Genomic DNA, 18,083 nt, shown 5'->3' with positions numbered 1-18,083 from the left:
TGGCCAGAACCCGCGCCACCCCTACCCTTTTGCCATGCACACAGTCGCCGTACTGGCACTGGACCAGGTCATCCCGTTCGACCTCTCCGCGCCGATCGACACGTTCAACTGGGCCCGGCTGCCGGACGGCCGGGCGCCCTACCGGATCAAGGTCTGCTCGGTGGCCGAGGAGGTGAGCGCGGGCCCGTTCAACGTACGGGCGCCGTACGGTCTTGACGCGCTGGCGGAGGCGGACACGATCGTCGTGCCGGGTACCACCGACCCGACCGTGCCGCTGCCGCCGGGCGTGGCGGAGGCTCTGTGCGCGGCGGCCGCGAACGGGACGCGTATCGCGTCGATCTGCGTCGGCGCGTTCATCTTCGCCGCCACCGGTCTGCTGGACGGACAGCGGGCGACGACCCACTGGATCGCGGCGGCGGACCTGGCGGCCATGTACCCGAAGGTGACGGTCGACCCGAACGTCCTCTACGTAGACAACGGCCAGTTCCTCACCTCGGCCGGTGCCGCCGCGGCGATGGACATGTGCCTGCACATGATCCGCCTGGACTACGGTTCGGCCGTCGCCGCGCACGCGGCCCGGATGTCCGTGATGCCGCTCGAACGGGAGGGCGGGCAGGCCCAGTTCATCGTCCACGACCAGCCCCCGGCCCCGGCCGGCACGACGATGGAACCCCTGCTGAGCTGGCTGGAGGAGCACTCCGACCGCGATCTGACCCTGGACGACATCGCGGCCCGGGCGGGCATGAGCGCCCGTACGCTCAACCGCCGGTTCCGTGAACAGACCGGTACCACACCCCTGCAGTGGCTCCACCTGGCGCGGGTGCGCCGCGCCCAGCACCTCCTGGAGACCACGACCCACCCGGTCGAACGGATCGCGGTCCAGACGGGGTTCGGCTCACCGACGGCCTTCCGCGACCGCTTCAAGCGGGTCGTGGGAACGAGCCCGCAGGCCTACCGGAGGGCGTTCCGGGGAGCGCCGGTGGGATAGGGATCCGGCCCTCCCCGGGGACCTCAGCCGCGCCGGTCGGCCACCGCCCAGGACGCCAGCGCCACGGCTCCGGCCACGCCGAACACCGCGGGCCAGGAGCCGACCTTCTTGGCGAGGGGATGCGATCCGGCGAACCCGGCGACGTACGCGACGGTCAGCGCACTCGCCGCCCGCCCGCCGGCCCGCTGCCGCCACTGCTGTGCGGCCGCAGCCCCGGCGACGGCGAGTACGACCCCGCCGAGCTGCCGCTTCTTCGTCCAGCGGGCGACCCCGTACCCACCGATGAGCCCACCCGCGGCCACCGCCGCGGCCGGTACCTTCGCCATCACTGCCTCCTGGTGCTGCCTCCGGCCGGGACTCCGGACGGGACTCCGACCGGGACTCCGGCCGGTCAACCGAGGCTAACCGGCCCCCGCCGGGCGCCCGGCACCACCTCTCCCGAGATCGGCAGCCCCAGCCCCGCCACGGCCCGGGCGACCAGCCGGGCCATCTCGACCGCGCCCCGCTCCTGGAAGTGGGTGTTGTCCTGGACCCCGTTCGGGAAGTTCGGGTACTGCCCCGCGGCCAGCCACAGGAAGATCCCCTTGGACCCCTCGATCCCGACCCCGTCGAGGTAGCTCCGGCTGGCCGCCGAGAGGTCGACCAGCGGGGCGCCCTCCTCCCGCGCGACCGCCTTCGCGGCATCCACGTACGCCGGGAAGGAGACGTTGAACTTCCCCGTCGTCGCGTTGTAGGAGCGCCGCGACACCGGCGTCACCACGACCGGGGTCGCGCCCCGCGCCCGGGTCGCCCGGATGTAGTCGTTGCGCAGGTACTCCTTGTAGTCGGCGGGAGACGTGTACCGCTCCGGATTGCCCACGGTCGCGTCGTTGTGCCCGAACTGCACGAAGAGGTGGTCACCGGCCCTGATCACCTGATGGATCGCGGCCAGCCGCCCCTGCTCGATGAAGGACCGCGAACTCCGCCCACCGATCGCATGGTTGGCGACCGTGACGTTCGAGGTCAGAAACGAGGACAGCTTCTGCCCCCAGCCCGCCTGGGGGTAGTAACGGGAGTTGTACGTCTGGGCGGTGGAGTCACTGGCGATGTACACGGTCCCACCCGCCACCGCAGCGGCAATAGCGGAACCGGGCAGCCCCAGCACCCCGACCGCCCCACCCCCGATCACACCCGCACCACCGACAAGAAACCGTCGACGACTGCACACACTGCCATTGCGTCTCATCCGACCATCCCCGCAGAGGAGTTGAGGAACTGTCAGAGAGAGGTGGCAGCCGGGAGTCGAAAGGTTGCCGGGGTGCCCCGCAACCCGGTCCCCGCGCCCCTACTGCCGCGCGTCAGCCAGCCAAGTCCGCCAGACATGGCGGCTGTTGGGCACCTCGGGCCGGTCCAGAATCCACAACACGTACCCGGCGTGCAGCTGGGCCCAGGGGTTCTCCGAACGCCGGGCACCCTCCAGGCGTACGCGCAGCGGGTCGCCGTCGACGACCCGGGCGATGCGTACGTACTCGCGGTCCTTGCAGCGGTAGGCACGCCGTACGACGATCTCCACCAGGTCGATCAGCTTGGTCCGGGCGACCGGATCCTGCCCGACGGCGTCGGTGGCGAGATCCCGGATGAGCCCCTCCTTGGTGCCCCACGCCTTGGCATGCCGGGTCCACTCCTCCGGATACCGGGCCTCCCACTCCAGGAAGAGCAGCGCGTAGGGCAGCCCGGGCCATTCGGCGAGATCCTCGCCGTGGCCTCTGTCCCACATGCCGCTGGGCAGCGAATGGCTCCGGGCCCACAGGTACTCCTCGTTGGCCGACCGCAGGGCCGGATCCTCGTACGGATACATCACCCCCTGCCCCTGCAGCGTCCGCAACGTCTCGTTGAACCGATGCTGCGCCTCCTCGGTCCTCCTGCGCGCGGAGGCCAAGTGGTCGAGCGCGGCGGCCCGTTCGGCCGGGTTGTCCGCGATGAGTCCGTACGCCCATGCCAGCCGCTTGTCCCACGCCCGGGCGTCGTCCATGTCCGCCCCGTGCCCTTTCCCATGCCCCATGGGACAGATCATCCCTGAGCGCGCCGCGCCCCGCTCCTCCGGGCACCGGTACCGGGAGGAGCGGGGCGCGAACAGGGGCCTCTGGTCAGCCGGCGCAGAGCGTCACATTGACGGTGTCGCCGTTGGCGACGGTCTTCGGGCTGTGGGGGTCGACCTGGATGACCGTGCCCGGCTTGCCGTACTTGCCGCAGTCCACCTTGCTGACCTTGCCCAGCTTGGTCTGGGTCTTCTCGATCTGCCCCTTGGCGTCGGCCAGGCTCCGGCCGAGGAGGTCGATGGGGATGGTCATGCCCGCGCTGTGGGCGAACAGCAGGGTGGCGGCGTCCTTGGCGGGCGCCGCGGTGATGGCGGCCGCGGGAGCGGCCTTCGGCGCGTCCGAACCGCCGGTGATGGAGGCGAGGGCGGTACCGCCGCCGGCCACGATGAGGGCGGCCGAGATACCGGCAATGGCCGTGGCACGCTTGCGACGGGACCTGCGGGTGATGCCGGGCGCGTCGAACGTGGGCGCGTCGGCGGAGTTCGCGAAGTTGTTCATGGCGTTCACCAGTTCCTCTTCGAAGGATGTGGGGTGTGCGCAGCCGAAGGGCCGCGAATCGTTCGAGGTCATCGGGTTCCCTCCTCGGACTGCCGTGCTGAAGGGCCGGAGAGCGCGGGAAACTGGCTTCTGAGCTTTTCCATGCCGCGAGCGAGCTGCGACCGTACGGTGCTCTGCGAGATGCGCAGGTCGGCCGCGATCTCGGCGTCGGACAGATCGTGGAAGTACCGCAGCACCACGACCGTCCGCATCCGCATCGGCAGACTCTGCAGAGCGCGGACCAGCTGGTCCCTGCTGTCTATACGTCCGTACTCGTCACCCGGAGCCGCCATGTCGCCGGTGTCCTGGTGCGGAACCGTGCGACGGAACCTCCGCCAACGGTCGTTGGCCAGGTTCACCATGATCCGCCGGACGTATGCGTCCGGAGCGTCCTTGGCGGCGATCGTGCGCCACTTGCGGCAGACCCGCTCCAGCGTCTCCTGGACCAGGTCCTCCGCCGTCTCGCGGTTCCCGGTCAGAACGAGGGCGCCGCGGAACAACGGAGCCGACCGGGCGGCGACGAACTGCTGAAAGTCCATCTCCGCCGGCCCGGCCCCGGCCTCACCGCGACCGGCACTCAGCTTCCACTCGGTCACCAGATCCACACGCTCCTCCCTTCCTGTCACCCCCTCGACGCGGAACCCGTGTCTTCTGCTGCACAGTGATGATGAGACCTGGATCACAGGCGGATCGAAGGCCGGCGACCACGCCCATGCCCTCTGACAGGAGACGTCCCCGAATGACTGAAGCGAACCCAAGAGACCCAAGTGGGCAGGGAGAACCGAGAGCGGCTCGCGGCAGCCGAGGGACGGCCACCGGAATCTGGCCCCTGATCCGCGCGGAACGAACGTCGCTGGCGGCCGATCTGGCGGAACTCACCGACGAGCAGTGGACAACGCCGTCCCTGTGCACCGAGCTGACGGTGCGCGAGGTGCTGGCCCACCTCACCGCGGCGGCGAACCTCAACTCCGTACGCTGGCTGGCGGGTGTGATCCGCTGCCGGTTCGACTTCGACAAACAGGTGGCGATGCGGCTGGCCGAGCAGCTGGGCGCCACCCCGGCGGAGACACTGGAGAGATTCCGGCGAGTGGTCCCGAGCACGACCAAGCCGCCCCTCCCCGCCCTGGCCATGCTGGGCGAGACGATCGTGCACGGTGAGGACATCCGACGCCCACTGGGCATCGTCCGCGACCACCCGACCGAGACGGTCACGCGGGTGGCCGAGTACTACCGTGGCTCGGACCTCGTGGTCCTGGCCAAGGGACGCATCGACGGCCTGAGACTCACCGCGACGGACGGCCCCTTCACGACCGGCGCGGGCCCGCTGGTCTCCGGTACGACCCTGGCCCTGGTGATGGCGATGACAGGGCGTGCGTCGTACTGCGACGACCTGGAGGGCGAGGGAGCGGAGCTGCTCCGGGACCGCTGCGGGACGGCGTGACGCGAGGGCGCCAGGGAGCTTCAGTCACGGGCACGCCGTGCAATCGCAGCCGAGCAGGCGCACTCTGGAGGAAGGCGGAAGCAGCGGAAGGCAGCTGGGAGACAGCTGGAGGGCAGCTGGAAACAGCGGCTCCGGAGGTGATCGTGATGACGATGAAGACCGCTGTCGGATGGCACATAGAGCTGGAATTCGACGAGGACGACAACCGCACCCGCGCAGCCGCCCTCGTACGCCTCCCCGACGGAAGCGAGGTACGGGCCCACGGCTACGCGAGCCGCCACCCCTCCGACTCCAACCAGCCGAGGGTGGGCGAAGAAGTAGCCGGCGCCAGGGCCCTGAACGAACTGGCGATGAAACTCCTGACCAAGGCCCACGACGAAATAGACGAGGCCTCGGGCCGAACCTCACACCCGCTGACCTGAGCGGCCTCGCTCACTCACGGTAGACGGGCGGGGTGTTGATATACGTATGCCCGGTCGGCGCGGTCCAGACGGCGGCCCCCGTACGGACATCTCTGCCGACCCTCCACCCCGGGTGATGGGTCTTGAGCCGATGATGCCGCCGACACAGCGGCTGAAGATTCTCGGGGGTGGTGGGCCCACCCAGCTCAGGACGGGCATGGTCAAAAGCCCGAACATGATCGAGATCGCAACGCGAGGCAGGCATCCGACAACTGGGAAAAGCACAGTACTGATCCCGAGCAACCACATGCCGCGCGGTCTCCGCGGTCGGCTTGTAGGTAGTGGGATCGCTCTTCACGAGCAGCCCACCAGCAGGCTGAACAAGAAGCCGCCGCCATACGGTCCCGGCAGCGAAGGCGAGGTCCCGAACCTGGCTGGCGGTGACCGGGCCGTACCCCTTCAGCTCACCCGGCCCATCATCAACGCCCATGAGCACATCGATCGGCACGGTGACGTGAACAACGGCGGTGGCCCTGGAGCGGGTCTCCGGCGCTCCGCTCCGCTGCTCGACGACCAGGTCGTACAACGCATCGGCCCGCTTCTGATCCAACGTACGCCCGTCATCCCCGTACCCAACGGCGTACGCCTCCACGACCTGCTCCATCACGGCGGCGCGCTGGGCGGGCAACACGGCCCCGAACAAGGCCATCCCATCCTCCTGCGGATAGGACAACAACTTCCGCTCCCGCACGCGCTGCTGATGACGACCCTCAGCCCCCTCGGGATCAACCCGAAGAACCTGCCGCCGCACAGCGGCCCGAGTCTGCCCAGCAGCCTGCTGAGGCATCCTCTCGACGAGCGCCCTCTCGACTTCCCCCGCCACCCCCACGGCCAACCCAGCACACTGCTCGGCCACGATCCTGGCCTGCTGATACGAGATCTCCCCATCAGCGAGCAACCCCAGGGTCGCCGGATGCCGCCCGGCGAGAAGCCGAGCGGTCTCCAACCGCTGAGCAGCAGTGGAATTGGCCAACTTCAGGGCACAGGCGACTTCTTCAACGGCGCAATCCCACTCACCGAGAAAAACGGCATCCATATCAGAACCCACAGCCGGAACATCGGCCGAGGCCGACCCCTCGGTGTGATCGGAAATGAAGGCCAACAACTCAACCTGCTTGGCCTGCAACCAAGCCAGATGCCGCTCCACAACGGCAAGCGCATCAATCCGCCCCCGAGGAGAAAGCCACTCCCCCTGCAAATCATCAAGAGCGCCAGCGGTCTCACGACAGGGAACTTGCTCCCGCAACATCGCGACCCAGGCATCCAAAGAATCCGAGGCCACGCCAGTGGAGAAGGGCACTCCTTCCGAAACCACTTCGCTCACAGCCAACGCACCCCCCGCTGCCACGCCCCGAGATCACACCAACTCACCTTCTCGCCAGGCGAGTTGACTCCTTTAATTCTCCCTCACTCAACGTGATAAGGCCAGGTCAGCCGAGCAATCGAAAGGATGAAAGAAGGGGGAACGCGGCAGGAAGCTCCCGGAGGCACCTAGGCAGGAACCGAACTTCCCCCCACCCGAAAGCCGCTAAGCCACCCGCGCGTGCAGGCGAGACGCAACCGCGCCCGAAGACCCCGCCCCACACCCAATCCCACCCGCGCGCATCCCTACCCGGGACCCCACTCTCCCCGGCCGCCCGCTCGCTTCTACCCCGTGATTCCGTGGGCCGAGTCAAGGGTGAAGCGAAGCGAAATCGCCGCAGGCGACGGCCAAAGGCCGCCCTTTACTCGGCCCACGGAATCACGACACTGAAAAAGAAGCGGGCGGCCCCACGGCACCTCCGAAGCTCAGGCTCACCAACACCACCTCACCCGGACATTGGCTTGACCAAGCCATGAAAACTCCGCCAGCCCGCGCAGTGGCGTACGCCGGCAAGTTACTGTTCCGAGTCTGTGCGAATCGGCGGCACCGCTCGTATGAAGGCTTGCCAAGCGTGAACGCGAATGCTGAGTATGGGGCCACCGGTGCTTTTGGAATCGCGCACGAGGGCCCTGCCGACGGTGTGGGCGCACTCGACACACTCGCCGCCCGCGCCGTTGCTGTAAGAGGATTTGAACCACGACGAGGGGTCCTGGGGAGCAGGCCGCGCAATGCTCATCTTGCATATTCCTTAAGAATGGACTTGATCAGCTGGGCGGAGCGCTGAGGGCTCAGGGCGGCTGCCCTCAAGCCGTCGAATGCCCTCGTGTACTCACGCACATGATGCTCCCCTTCCAGGTAGACGGCATCCGTGATGCCGTCCCGGTACACGATGTCCGGGTCCTCCTGATCGGGGAAGCCGAGCATGGTGAACGATCCCGTGGCCGGATAGGTGCCTGAGTCGAACGGGAGGACCTGCAGGGTGACGCTCGGCAACTCCGACGACTCCAGCATGCGTTCGAGCTGCTCTCTCATCAACGCCCGCTCCCCGATGACATTGCGGAGAGACCCTTCGTTCACGACGAACCAGGCATCCGGTGCCTCGGGCCGCGTCAGCATGGCTTGGCGCTCCATACGTACGCGCACCGCCCGATCGATGTCCTGGGCGGGCAGATGCGCTCCAGTCCTGTGGAGTTGGCCGGCGTACGCCGGGGTCTGCATGAGCCCGGGGAGCAACTCGCACTGGTACTGGCGGAATGTGGAGGCTTCCTGCTCCAGGCCGATGTAGATGGAGAACCACTGGGGCACCCCCGATCCGTGCTCCTGCCACCAGCCGCGTGTCTTGGCCTGCCTCGCAAGAGACTTCAGGAACTCGCGCAGCTCATCACCGGTCTCGTAGAAGCGGCACAGCGCATCGATGTCGGACGGCTGGACCCTGCCGCTTCCCGTCTCCATCCGATTGACCTTGGAGCCACTCCAGTCCAGTGCTGCACCGACTTGGGCGCAGGTCAGGGCATTGGTTTCGCGCAGCTTCTTCAGTTCGATCGAGAGGCGACGACGACGTGCCGTCGGTGAACCTGCCATTCCCAACACCCTTCTCGGTAACCGGCGTTCAGTCTCGTGCCAAGGGGCGGGCTTGCCAATCACTCGGAAGTGGGAATCCCGTCGTGCACATTGCACGACGGGATGCGTGGGCGCCATCCTGACAGGCAACGCCACTCACTGTGAGCGTTCGTGACACTCCGCCGATCATCTGGAGCTGGCGGCGATGGCGAGCGACGAGAGGGGACCCGGTGATTCAGGAAGCGTGCATGTCCCGGAAGCCATGGGACTTGGCTTTCACGGCCGAACCCGAGGAGGTGGCATCCCTGCGCCGCATCATGAGGCTCCACCTGGGGGTCTGGGGCCTGCACGAAGTCACCGACGACGCCCAACTTTGCGTTAGCGAGCTCGTGTCCAACGTGATTACGCACGTTGGTCCCGGCACTCCGACCACTCTCGCTGTTTCTATGAACGGCACTCATCTGCGTATCGAGGTCCACGACCCCGACGCCCGAGCCCTTCCGACGCTCCTTAGCTCGGACCTCGATGCCGAGTCGGGGCGGGGCATGGCGCTCATCGATGCCACCGCCGACCGTTGGGGCGTCCAACTCCTGGCTGACCGCAAGGTGACATGGTGCGAGCTCTCCACCAGCCTGACCACGCCCAACGGGCACGGCGGTGGATCCCGTGTGGCAAGAGCCGAGGGAATGCTCGAACTGTATCGGGCAGCAAAGTCGCCGCGAACAGCAGTCGCAAGTTCGCTGAGCATGGCCAGGGCAGAGGAAGCGGCGATTCATGCCATCGCCGACCTCCTGCACTGGCTTCGAGCTCATGGCCGTGATGCGGATGAAGCGCTCGACCGAGCCCAGACGCACTTCGAGGCTGAAGTCGGCCTCGTAGGCGAATCGATGTGAGAGTCACCCCGCCACGATCGCCGAGTACGTCCAGACATCCGCTGGGATCTTGTGCCTCAGCTTCCATGTGATTGCCATCGGCTTGCTTCCCGTGTGGCCGTCGTACTCGGCCAGGCCGAGCAGCATCCAGGGCTGAGCTCCTCCGATATCAGTGCTCTTGTAGCGGCGCACAAAGAGCAGGACGTGACTGCCCTCAGTGGTGTGATGCTGGTAGCGGAGCCCGGTCGGGGAGGTGTCCGAGGTCTGGTTCTGCGACTCCCAATGGAAGGCAGTCTCGCTCAGTGCGTAGTCGTGGTAGCGGGTCTGCGGAGAGAAGTCTTTCTCGTCCTTCTCTAGCGTGATGAGGAGAGCGTCTGTCTTGTGCGACTCGCACCACTTCACACCCTCGCGGAAGTCTCCTGGCATGAAGCCGCCGATGTAGGACTGGCCAAGGGCGGGAAGGATCTCCTCGCGGCTGTAAGAGGCGTGCACGGTCAGTGGGACGTCGTTCTGCCCGCCAATCCCTAGCAGTGGGATCGGGACGTGCTCGGTGTGGTCGAGGTTGTGTGCCAGCACCTGGCGCAGCTCGCTGCGAACGGCGTGCTGCTTGCGCAGAGTTGCAAATCCGGCGTCGTAGTGTGCGAAGCCCTTGCGGGTGATGCCTCCGAGCGGCCACAGCTGGAAGAAGAGCATGCGGGCGTAGGCCTGCCCCTGCTCGTCGAGTTCGGTGTAGAGGGGGGCGCCGTCTTCCAACATCCGTGTGTACGCCGCTACTCGGAGCGGGTCGTCCACGTGGAGGAAGGCGGAGATTCGCTTGAGTAGTGCTGCTTCGCCTTCCGGTTCCGCACCTTTCAACAGGCCAGAGCGGCGCAGCAGCCCAGTCCACGAGTTGCCGTTTCCTCGGTAGAGCTCTTTTAGTTCGCGCCCGCTCTCGCGGAGATAGAGGCTCAGCATCGGTTCGGCATAGTCTGCGACCTCGCGCGCCAGAGCAGTAACGTTGACGCCGATCTGTTCCTTGATGTTGGCGATGATGGTCTTCTTCGCCTTCTCCTCAAGGATGATCTGGCAGCCGGACGGAAGCTGCGGGAAGTCATGCTCGATGTTGTCCAGGAGTCGCTTGCGGGTCAGGTTCGTGAGCGCTCGGAACTGATTCTCGAAGCGAAACTCCTTGCGATGCTGCCCAATGAAGTCCAGCACGGTCAGCACCGCTTTGTCCTCGGTGCGGCGAAGGCCCCGGCCGAGCTGCTGGAGGAAAACCGTTGCGCTTGAGGTGGGGCGGAGCAAAAGCAGCGTGTCTACATCAGGGATGTCGAGGCCCTCGTTGAAGAGATCGACGGAGAAGATCACCTGTAGGGACCCGGACTTGAGGTCGGCCAGTGCCTGCTCGCGTTGCTCGGCTGGACTCTCGCCGGACAAGGCAATGGCGTTGAGGCCGGCAACGCGGAAGTACTTCGCCATGAAGTGCGCGTGCTTGACTGACACGCAGAAGCCCAGTGCACGCATGGCACCCGGCTCAACCAGCTTTTCTTCAACGGCCTTGACGACCAGTCGTGCCCGTGCGTCATTGCCGGTCAGTACATTGCTCAGATCACTTGCGTCGTACGCTCCGCGGCCCCACTTCACCGTACTCAGATCGGTGTTGTCGCTGATTCCGAAGTAGTGAAAGGGGCTGAGTAGATCGTTCTCCAAAGCCTCCCATAGTCGCATTTCGGCAGCGATCCGGCCATCGAAGAACTCGTCTTGGATGTTCTTTCCATCCATGCGCTCGGGCGTCGCTGTTAGCCCAAGCAACTCCAATGGCTGGAAGTGCTTGAGGATCTTCCGATATGTTGGTGCGGTCCCGTGGTGGAATTCGTCGATCACGATCACGTCGAAGTGATCAGAGGCCAGTCGGTCGAGAGCGCGTTCGTTTAGCGATCGCACGCTGGCGAAGACATGCGTCCAGTGCTCTGGGATTTCCCCGCTGTGGAGAGACTCGCCGAAATTTGGGTCCACCAGGACGTCTTGGTACGTTCGCAAGGACTGCTGCAAGATCTCCTTGCGGTGGGCGACGAATAGCAGCCGAAGGTCACGCCCGTGCTTCTTACGCAACTGCTTGTAATCGAGCGCAGCCATCACAGTCTTTCCGGTGCCAGTAGCGGCCACCAGAAGATTTTGGTGTTCGCCGTGCACCTCCCGCTCGACTTCTAGCCGTTCCAACATGTCGCGCTGATGCGGGTAGGGCCGCACTTCAAGACCGGACAGCGTGATACCGCGGTCCGCGGCTGGCTTTGAAGAGGTGCCTCCGGCGATCGCCAAGGCTTCCTGTAGGCGAGTTCCATCAGCTTCAGGGTCGTATATCTCGAAGGACGGGTCACTCCAGTACGCCTCGAAGGTTGCCTCGAATTTTCGGAGTACATCGGGCGTGGCGATAGAAGAAAGCCGAACATTCCACTCCAGGCCATCGAGCAGTGCAGCCTTGGAGAGGTTGGAGCTTCCGACGTACGCCGTGTCGTAACCGCTCCTGCGACGGAATAGCCAAGCTTTGGCGTGAAGCCGTGTCGACCGCGTCTCGTAGTTGACCTTGACTTCGGCGTTGAAATCTCGCACCAAACGATCCAGAGCGCGACGCTCGGTTGCTCCGATGTACGTCGTCGTGATGACGCGTATGGGTACGTCCCGCTCATGGGCTGCTTTGAGGGACTGCTCGATGATGCGCAGACCGTGCCACTTCACGAAGGCGCAGAGGAGATCGACCCGGTCGGTGGTGGCGAGCTCGGCGCGCAGTTCGAAGCCGAGACTGGGGTCCTCTGGTGAGTTGGTGATCAGCGCTGTGTCGGAGAGTGGGATGGCTGGGCGGACGGCGAAGACGCCCGGTGCCTCCTGCCGTGTTAGCGCTAGGAGTTGGCGCGGTCCTTCGGCGACCACGTCCACCCATTCCTTCGCCCCTTCAAGAGTGCCGATGGACTCCAGGATGTGGTTCGCCGCGTGCACCCGCTCCTCAGCTGGGAGGTTGTTCAGTACGCGTCGCACAGCTCCGGCGACGTGTCTTGCCAGAACATGGGGAACCGATTCGGCTCCCACAGCCTCGTGTACCGGGTGCCATCCCAGGGCGGCGAGTTCCTTCAACCTCTGCTCGCACCGCAGCGTGATGAGCTCCTCGTACACACCCGCGACGGGCTGCGACAGGTCTCTCGGCTCAGACACGCTGACCCCCTTGATCGCTCAGGCAACTGCGCCCATGTGTAACAGAGACCACTGACACCGGGCGAGGAGGGCTGATTCGGAACCTCCATGCGCTACAACCAGTCAACTCTTGATAAGGGTTTGACATCAGTGATCGATTTCGCTCCAGTGGAGTCGTGGAAATCGAACGAGTCATCGGTCATGTCGAGGGTGCCGCGGTGGGGGATGTCTTCCATCGGAGGATGGATGTGCTGCGGGCCAAGCTGCACCGAGCCAACCAGAAGGGCATCTCTTGGCTCGCCGACCAGGACGGCAGTGAAGTTGGCGACGCCATCGTGCTGCACGGGGGGTATGAAGACGACGAGGACCACTGGACCTGGGTGCGATACACAGGTGCCTCGCCGGACAAAGACAAGGACGCAGCAACTGGGAAGCTTCTGCGTAGCCAATCATGGCTGTATCAGGATAACGCTGCCCTGAAGCGCAGCTATGAGCGCAAATATCCCGTCCGTGTCATCCGCGGCTTTGAAGGAGACCCGCGCTACTCGCTGCCTGATGACTACCGGTATGACGGCCTGTACGAGATTACGGCGATCCGTACGGCGATTTCGAAGTCGCCTGCACCAGACGGCTCGGATATCGAAATCTGTCAGTTCGACTTGGAGCGTCTCTCTGACCCTCTCCAAGAACCTACCTCTGCAGAGCGCCATATCGTTGAAATGCTAGAGGAGCTCGACGAACAGCAAGAGGAAAAGTTTCCCGAGGTGCGCACTTCGAAAGTGCAGCGTCTTGTGCGAGATGCCGCGGCAGCCAGGCGCGTCAAGAAGCTCTACGCGGGCGTGTGCCAGCTGTGCGGCCTCCGCATGGAAGGACCGGATGGCAAACCCTACAGTGAGGGTGCCCACATAAGGCCTATAGGTGCGCCTCACCATGGCCCTGACGTTGAGCCGAATATCCTGTGCCTGTGCCCCAACTGTCATGTGCGGCTCGATATCGGGGCTGTCGTCGTGGCCGATGACTGGTCAATCATCGTGCGCGCAGGCATGTTCGGCGCAGATGTATTGCCGAAGCTCACGATGAAGGGCTGGCATAAAGTGCACCCGGACTACGTTCGCTATCACCGTGAGCAGTGGGAGAAGCAGGCCAGCCCCAGCCAGGAACAGTAAGGCTGGGGCTCATTGTGGCGGGCTATTCTGTCCCGTGGCACCCCTCATACACTCGCCCCGACCCACACCAACACCCAGCCCCCCGCTCCGGCGGCCAAGCCACAGCCCGTCCCCGTGCCGCCAACGTCGTCGCATACTGCGGCAACAGCGAAGCATCCCCAGGCGAAGCCCCCTCCGAAGCGGCGAACGCCTCATACGAAGGAACCGTGCCCGTCACGATTCCCAAGTTGGGGGTGCCCGAGGCGGCGAGCTCCCTCAGTGAGCCCTCTATCGTCGCGAGGTGCTCCTCATGAGAGGGGTATTCCTCGGCCAAAGTCGGATAGGCCGTCAGGAGTTCCGCAAGCTCCGCGGCCGGCCAGTGCAAGACCGCTACCGGGAACGGGCGGGACAGCGCCTCCCTGTACGTGCCCAACTCGGCGCGCAGGCGCGAGATCTCCGCTTCCAGTTCCGCCGGGTTGTCCGAGCCCAGGGACCAGACGCGCTTGGGGTCGTGGAGTTCGTCCAGGGAGACGGGGGAGGAGTGGAGGGTGTCCGCGAGGGCGTCCCAGTTGTCGTGGGGGAGGCCCAGCATGCGGCGTACGCGGTGGCGGCCGAAGAGGACCGGGTGGGTCGCGTACGGGGGTTCGGGGACGTCCGTCAGGAGGTGGGTCGCCGCCTCCGTGAACGTCTGCTGTGCGGCTTCGAGCTCGTCGTGGGACTCCAGCGACTCGGCCACGATCACCCAGGGGGCCGGGTCGCGCGGTGACGCCGCGCGGACGCCCTCGATGATCGCCTTCGCCTCGGCCTCGTGGCCGTACTCCCAGAGGTTGGCCGCCTTGAGGGCCCGTACCAGGAATGGGTTCTCCAGGGGGGTCGCGCTGGAGAGGAGACGGTCGTAGAAGGCGGTGGCTCGCGGGCGGTCGTCGGCCAGTTCGAGGTGGGCCGCAGCCTGCAGCAGCAGGTGCTCGGCGTCCTCGGGGTAGAGGCCGGCGGTCCGCTCCAGGCGTGCTGCTTCGGCGTTGTGGTCGACGTACTCGGCAGACGTGTCGGGGCGCATGGTGGACACCGTACTGCCGACCGCCCGGCGGAGGAGAGGTATGGGCAGGCCAGGGGTGAGATCGGGGGTGGGGGCGTGAGGAGTCGTGGGTGGCCGTGAGCCGGTGGGGACGGGGCGGCTCGTTCATGGGGATGGTGAGTTGCAGCTTCAGCCCTTATCTTGCGGCAGCCACAGCAGGCCGAGGCTCTTGCGGGGAGGAGGCAGGCGTCCGCATGCGAGTCCCCGTCGTCCATCAGCAGGCCCGGCGGCGGCGTGCGCGCTACGCCCATCTCCTCTGGAACGGTGCCGAGATCCTCGTAACCCTCGGTGTCGTCCTCATGCTTCTCGTCGTCCACCAGCTGTGGTGGACCAATCGGCAGGCCCGGGAGGGCGCCGAGAGGAAGGTCCAGGCCCTGGAGAGGGAGTGGGAGGGGGAGGGGGAGGGGGACTGGGGTGCCAGGGACGGGGCGGGCTCGGCCGCGGTCGGTGGTTCCGGCTCTGCCCCTGACGAGTCCGGCGCCGGCTCCCGGACCGCGCCGGACTCCGCCTCCGCCACCGACCCCCGCCCCCGCCCCCGCTGGACCCAGGCCTACGCCATCCTCAGCATCCCCCGTCTCGGCCTGCGCGTTCCGGTCGCGGAAGGGATCAGTAAGGGGAACGTGCTCAACAAGGGGTACGTCGGGCACTACCCGGGGACCGCGCAGCCCGGGCGGGCCGGGAACTTCGCGCTTGCCGGGCATCGGAACACCCATGGGGAGCCGTTCCGGTACATCAACCGGCTGCGGCGGGGGGACCGGATCGAGGTGGAGACTCCGGCCGCCGTCTACACGTACGTCGTCGACAGGACGCTGACGCAGACCTCGGCGGGGGACGGTGGAGTGATACGGGAGATTCCTCGCAGTACGGTCAGGCCCTCGTACGGTTACACGGATCCCGGGTACTACCTCACGCTCACCACGTGCACTCCGGAGTACACGTCCAAGTACCGCCTGGTCGTCTGGGGGAAGCTCGGCTCCATGCGGCCCCGCTGAGCCACCCCGCGCCCCGTGCCCCCCGCTGGATCAGGGCTTCTTCACCTGGTCGTAGCGGCCGAGGAATTGTGGGGCGCCCTTTTCCACCCGGTGGAGAAAGAGGCTGTTGACCCAGCGGAACTGCTTGGTCACCGGATCGAACTCGATGGTCTTGGCAAGCCCCTTGTAGGTGGTCAGACGCAGCCTGCGCACCATGGCGCCCCGCTCGGGCTCGACGCTGCCCAGATCGTGCAGGCCTTGAGCGGCGAAGAGCAGCGCGTCGTACGCCTCCAGCGCGAAGCGGTCGACGGTGCGTACGCCGAAGCGCTTCTTGTACGCCGTCATGAAGCGTGCCGCGGAGGGCAGCTCGGCCGGGTCGACGTAACTCGTGGTGATCACCCAGCCCTCGGCCGCCGGGCCCGCCTCCGTGAGGAACGCGGTCTCCAGGACCGGTTCCGGCGCCATCCGCGGGCCGCCGAATCCGGCCTGTTCCAGCGCGCGGGCGCACCGGGCGGCCCGGTGCGGGGAGGAGCCGCCGTACACGACGGCGTCCGCGTCGGCGGCGAGCACGGCGGCGGCGACCGGCTCGAAATCGTCGCTGTCCGCGGGGACGACATGGGTCGTGGTCGTGCCCCTGGCCGGAGGGTACGCGGCCACGTCCTTGACGATGTGCCAACTGGTGCGGCCGGCCGCCCTGTCGTCTATGAGGGCGGTCCTGCGGCTCTCCTCGGTGTGGGTGAGGTAGTGGATGAAAGGCGTCGACAGGGCGTTCTCGTCGGGCCTGAGCTGAAAGTAGGCGCGGGTGGTGGAGCGGATGGTGGACTGGTCGTACAGATCGGCGCCGGCGGAGACGGTCACGACGGGCAGCAGGGCCTTCTCGTAGCGGGAGACGGCAGCCTCGGCCGCGATGCTGCCGGTCGGGCCGATGACGGCGTACACGTCGTCGTCCGCGACGAACTCTCCGGCCACCTCCAAGGCTCGCTTCGCCTCTCCCGCGTCGTCCATGACCTTCAGGGCCAGGTCGAAGGTGCGACCGTCACGGGAGCGGGAGTTGAACTCCGCCACGGCCAGCCGCGCGCCCCGCTCCTGGGCCCGGCCGAGTGCCTTGTCCGGGCCCGACAGGTCCGCGTGCAGACCGATGACGTACTGGGGGAGGGGTCCGGAGCGTGTTGCACCGTCGTCGCCGTCGGCCCCGGTTCTGGTGGCCGCCCACGCCGCCAGGCCGCCGCCGGTCAGGACCACCGCGGCCGCCGAGCCCAGCGTCAGCAGGCGGCGCCGGGAGACGGCGGGCCCCTCCAGCGGCTGCACGAGGGTGGTCGGGCCGGGGTCGGGCAGGGCCAGGACGGCGGACGAGCGTTCCGCGATCAGCCGGGGCAGCGAGGACGGCAGCCAGTCGGCCTCCTGCCCGGCCCTCCGTCCGGCTCCTCGCCTGCTCGCCGGGGCATCCTCCTGTCCAGCTCTCCGTCCGGCTCCTCGCCCGCTCGCCGGATCGCCCTCCCGTCCTGCCCCCTGCTCGCCCGCCGAGCCGCCCGCCGAGCCGCCTGCCTGCTCGCTCGCCGAGCCGTCCGCCCGTTCGCCCGCCGAGCCGTCCGCCGAGTCGCCCTCCCCGTCGTCCTCACCCGCCAGAGCGGCCCGTACCTCCTCTGCGGTCGGTCTGGCCGTCGGGTCCTTGGCGAGGCAGTCGGTCAGCAGCGGGACCAGGGTCCATGGCACGGCGTCCAGGTCCGGTTCCTGGTGGACCGTACGGAAGATCACGGCGGCCGCCGTACCGGTGCCGAACGGGCGGCGGCCGGTCGCCGCGTACGCCAGGACGCAGCCCAGCGAGAAGACGTCGGTCGGCGGGCCGATGTCACGGCCCTGCCCCCGCGCCTGCTCGGGCGAGAGATAGCCGGGCGAGCCGATCACCACATCGCTCGCGGTCAGCGCGGTGGCACCGGTGGAACGCGCGATGCCGAAGTCGATCAGGCGGGGGCCGTCCAGGGCGAGCAGGATGTTGCCCGGCTTGACGTCCCGGTGCACCAGGCCCGCGGCGTGCACCTCGGTGAGCGCCTCGGCCAGCCGGGCCCCCAGGACGCGGACCGTGCGCTCCGGCAGCGGCCCGTGCAGCGTGACCGCCTCGGCCAGCGACGGGCCCGGTACGAAGGCGGTCGCCAGCCAGGGCTCGCGGGCGGCCGGTTCCGCCGCGGTGACCGGTACCACCCACTGCCCGGTGAGCCCGCTCGCCGCCTCCGCCTCGCGCCGGAAACGGGCCCGGAAGTCGTGGTCGGCCGCGTACTCGGCGCGGATCACCTTCAGCGCGACCAGCGCCCCGCCCGTCGAACGGGCCAGGTAGACCACGCCCATGCCGCCCGCGCCGAGCCGGCCGAGCAGCCGGTAGCCGCCGACGAAGGGCGGGTCGCCCGCCTTGAGCGCGCGCACGCCCGCGGG

At 67.1% G+C, this 18,083-nt stretch carries 17 protein-coding genes; 6 read left to right on the top strand and 11 right to left on the bottom strand.

All coding sequences use genetic code 11. The features are described from left to right. Window positions 1-34 precede the first annotated feature (34 nt). A complete protein-coding gene (locus ACFWXQ_RS17790; protein ID WP_383937332.1) occupies window positions 35-988 on the top strand; it encodes a GlxA family transcriptional regulator in 954 nt (317 codons plus the stop codon). 23 nt (window positions 989-1,011) lie between these two features. On the opposite strand, the gene ACFWXQ_RS17785 is transcribed toward ACFWXQ_RS17790, so the two are convergent. From ACFWXQ_RS17785 to ACFWXQ_RS17765, 5 genes are all read right to left on the bottom strand, one after another. After that, complete coding sequence (locus ACFWXQ_RS17785) at window positions 1,012-1,314, bottom strand: hypothetical protein (RefSeq protein WP_383937334.1); 303 nt, start codon at window positions 1,312-1,314, stop codon at window positions 1,012-1,014. A gap of 65 nt (window positions 1,315-1,379) precedes the next feature. Next, window positions 1,380-2,081, bottom strand: a complete 702-nt coding sequence (locus ACFWXQ_RS17780; RefSeq protein WP_383937336.1) for a rhamnogalacturonan acetylesterase — start codon at window positions 2,079-2,081, stop codon at window positions 1,380-1,382. A gap of 231 nt (window positions 2,082-2,312) precedes the next feature. Then, on the bottom strand, window positions 2,313-3,029 hold the full coding sequence (locus ACFWXQ_RS17775; protein ID WP_383937338.1) for a hypothetical protein: 717 nt from the start codon (window positions 3,027-3,029) through the stop codon (window positions 2,313-2,315). An 85-nt stretch (window positions 3,030-3,114) separates the two neighbouring features. Next, window positions 3,115-3,636: a PASTA domain-containing protein gene (locus tag ACFWXQ_RS17770; RefSeq protein ID WP_383937340.1), complete on the bottom strand. Its 522-nt coding sequence runs from the start codon at window positions 3,634-3,636 to the stop codon at window positions 3,115-3,117. After that, the gene (locus ACFWXQ_RS17765) at window positions 3,633-4,208 is read right to left on the bottom strand and encodes a SigE family RNA polymerase sigma factor (protein WP_383937342.1); all 576 of its coding nucleotides are present in this window, start codon (window positions 4,206-4,208) and stop codon (window positions 3,633-3,635) included. Before ACFWXQ_RS17765 ends, ACFWXQ_RS17770 begins: the two co-directional genes overlap by 4 nt. Before the next feature lie 134 nt (window positions 4,209-4,342). On the opposite strand from ACFWXQ_RS17765, the gene ACFWXQ_RS17760 reads away from it, so the two are divergent. After that, a complete protein-coding gene (locus ACFWXQ_RS17760) occupies window positions 4,343-5,044 on the top strand; it encodes a maleylpyruvate isomerase family mycothiol-dependent enzyme (protein ID WP_383937344.1) in 702 nt (233 codons plus the stop codon). Between the two features lie 146 nt (window positions 5,045-5,190). Continuing rightward, a complete protein-coding gene (locus tag ACFWXQ_RS17755; RefSeq protein ID WP_186001011.1) occupies window positions 5,191-5,466 on the top strand; it encodes a DUF1876 domain-containing protein in 276 nt (91 codons plus the stop codon). 10 nt (window positions 5,467-5,476) lie between these two features. On the opposite strand, the gene ACFWXQ_RS17750 is transcribed toward ACFWXQ_RS17755, so the two are convergent. From ACFWXQ_RS17750 to ACFWXQ_RS17740, 3 genes are all read right to left on the bottom strand, one after another. Next, window positions 5,477-6,829 carry a DUF222 domain-containing protein gene (locus ACFWXQ_RS17750; protein ID WP_383937347.1) on the bottom strand — a complete coding sequence of 451 codons (1,353 nt, stop codon included), beginning with the start codon at window positions 6,827-6,829 and terminating at the stop codon, window positions 5,477-5,479. Between the two features lie 553 nt (window positions 6,830-7,382). Next, window positions 7,383-7,604, bottom strand: a complete 222-nt coding sequence (locus tag ACFWXQ_RS17745; protein ID WP_383937349.1) for a DUF397 domain-containing protein — start codon at window positions 7,602-7,604, stop codon at window positions 7,383-7,385. After that, window positions 7,601-8,449 carry a helix-turn-helix domain-containing protein gene (locus tag ACFWXQ_RS17740; protein ID WP_383937351.1) on the bottom strand — a complete coding sequence of 283 codons (849 nt, stop codon included), beginning with the start codon at window positions 8,447-8,449 and terminating at the stop codon, window positions 7,601-7,603. The genes ACFWXQ_RS17745 and ACFWXQ_RS17740 overlap by 4 nt, the downstream gene beginning before the upstream one ends. Window positions 8,450-8,676: 227 nt before the next feature. On the opposite strand from ACFWXQ_RS17740, the gene ACFWXQ_RS17735 reads away from it, so the two are divergent. Continuing rightward, the gene (locus ACFWXQ_RS17735; RefSeq protein WP_383937417.1) at window positions 8,677-9,321 is read left to right on the top strand and encodes an ATP-binding protein; all 645 of its coding nucleotides are present in this window, start codon (window positions 8,677-8,679) and stop codon (window positions 9,319-9,321) included. Between the two features lie 3 nt (window positions 9,322-9,324). Here the strand turns inward: ACFWXQ_RS17735 and ACFWXQ_RS17730 are convergent, their stop codons facing one another. Next, the gene (locus tag ACFWXQ_RS17730) at window positions 9,325-12,486 is read right to left on the bottom strand and encodes a DUF3427 domain-containing protein (protein ID WP_383937353.1); all 3,162 of its coding nucleotides are present in this window, start codon (window positions 12,484-12,486) and stop codon (window positions 9,325-9,327) included. Window positions 12,487-12,641: 155 nt separating this feature from the next. Between ACFWXQ_RS17730 and ACFWXQ_RS17725 the strand changes: the two genes are divergently transcribed. Then, window positions 12,642-13,631 (top strand): YDG/SRA domain-containing protein, encoded by a 990-nt coding sequence (locus ACFWXQ_RS17725; protein WP_383937355.1) that lies wholly within the window; start codon window positions 12,642-12,644, stop codon window positions 13,629-13,631. Window positions 13,632-13,653: 22 nt separating this feature from the next. Here the strand turns inward: ACFWXQ_RS17725 and ACFWXQ_RS17720 are convergent, their stop codons facing one another. Continuing rightward, window positions 13,654-14,667, bottom strand: coding sequence for an SEC-C domain-containing protein (locus tag ACFWXQ_RS17720; RefSeq protein ID WP_383937357.1), 1,014 nt, complete (start codon window positions 14,665-14,667; stop codon window positions 13,654-13,656). A gap of 212 nt (window positions 14,668-14,879) precedes the next feature. Here ACFWXQ_RS17720 and ACFWXQ_RS17715 point away from each other — a divergent pair, with 212 nt between their 5' ends. Further along, on the top strand, window positions 14,880-15,677 hold the full coding sequence (locus ACFWXQ_RS17715; protein ID WP_383937359.1) for a class E sortase: 798 nt from the start codon (window positions 14,880-14,882) through the stop codon (window positions 15,675-15,677). A gap of 30 nt (window positions 15,678-15,707) precedes the next feature. On the opposite strand, the gene ACFWXQ_RS17710 is transcribed toward ACFWXQ_RS17715, so the two are convergent. Then, the gene (locus ACFWXQ_RS17710) at window positions 15,708-18,074 is read right to left on the bottom strand and encodes a bifunctional serine/threonine-protein kinase/ABC transporter substrate-binding protein (protein WP_383937419.1); all 2,367 of its coding nucleotides are present in this window, start codon (window positions 18,072-18,074) and stop codon (window positions 15,708-15,710) included. Window positions 18,075-18,083: the final 9 nt, after the last annotated feature.

This window comes from Streptomyces sp. NPDC058697 (genome assembly GCF_042715345.1).
Classification (GTDB): Bacteria; Actinomycetota; Actinomycetes; order Streptomycetales; family Streptomycetaceae; genus Streptomyces; species Streptomyces liliifuscus.
This window is presented reverse-complemented; position numbering and strand designations above follow the sequence as displayed.

Bases quoted from the DNA above. Each gene is read 5' to 3' on its own strand.
- ACFWXQ_RS17715 (WP_383937359.1), top strand. From the start codon at position 14,880: ATGCGAGTCCCCGTCGTCCATCAGCAGGCCCGGCGGCGGCGTGCGCGC.
- ACFWXQ_RS17760 (WP_383937344.1), top strand. From the start codon at position 4,343: ATGACTGAAGCGAACCCAAGAGACCCAAGTGGGCAGGGAGAACCGAGA.
- ACFWXQ_RS17790 (WP_383937332.1), top strand. From the start codon at position 35: ATGCACACAGTCGCCGTACTGGCACTGGACCAGGTCATCCCGTTCGAC.
- ACFWXQ_RS17770 (WP_383937340.1), bottom strand. From the start codon at position 3,636: ATGACCTCGAACGATTCGCGGCCCTTCGGCTGCGCACACCCCACATCC.
- ACFWXQ_RS17720 (WP_383937357.1), bottom strand. From the start codon at position 14,667: ATGCGCCCCGACACGTCTGCCGAGTACGTCGACCACAACGCCGAAGCA.
- ACFWXQ_RS17775 (WP_383937338.1), bottom strand. From the start codon at position 3,029: ATGGGGCATGGGAAAGGGCACGGGGCGGACATGGACGACGCCCGGGCG.
- ACFWXQ_RS17740 (WP_383937351.1), bottom strand. From the start codon at position 8,449: ATGGCAGGTTCACCGACGGCACGTCGTCGTCGCCTCTCGATCGAACTG.
- ACFWXQ_RS17745 (WP_383937349.1), bottom strand. From the start codon at position 7,604: ATGAGCATTGCGCGGCCTGCTCCCCAGGACCCCTCGTCGTGGTTCAAA.
- ACFWXQ_RS17755 (WP_186001011.1), top strand. From the start codon at position 5,191: ATGACGATGAAGACCGCTGTCGGATGGCACATAGAGCTGGAATTCGAC.
- ACFWXQ_RS17785 (WP_383937334.1), bottom strand. From the start codon at position 1,314: ATGGCGAAGGTACCGGCCGCGGCGGTGGCCGCGGGTGGGCTCATCGGT.
- ACFWXQ_RS17735 (WP_383937417.1), top strand. From the start codon at position 8,677: ATGTCCCGGAAGCCATGGGACTTGGCTTTCACGGCCGAACCCGAGGAG.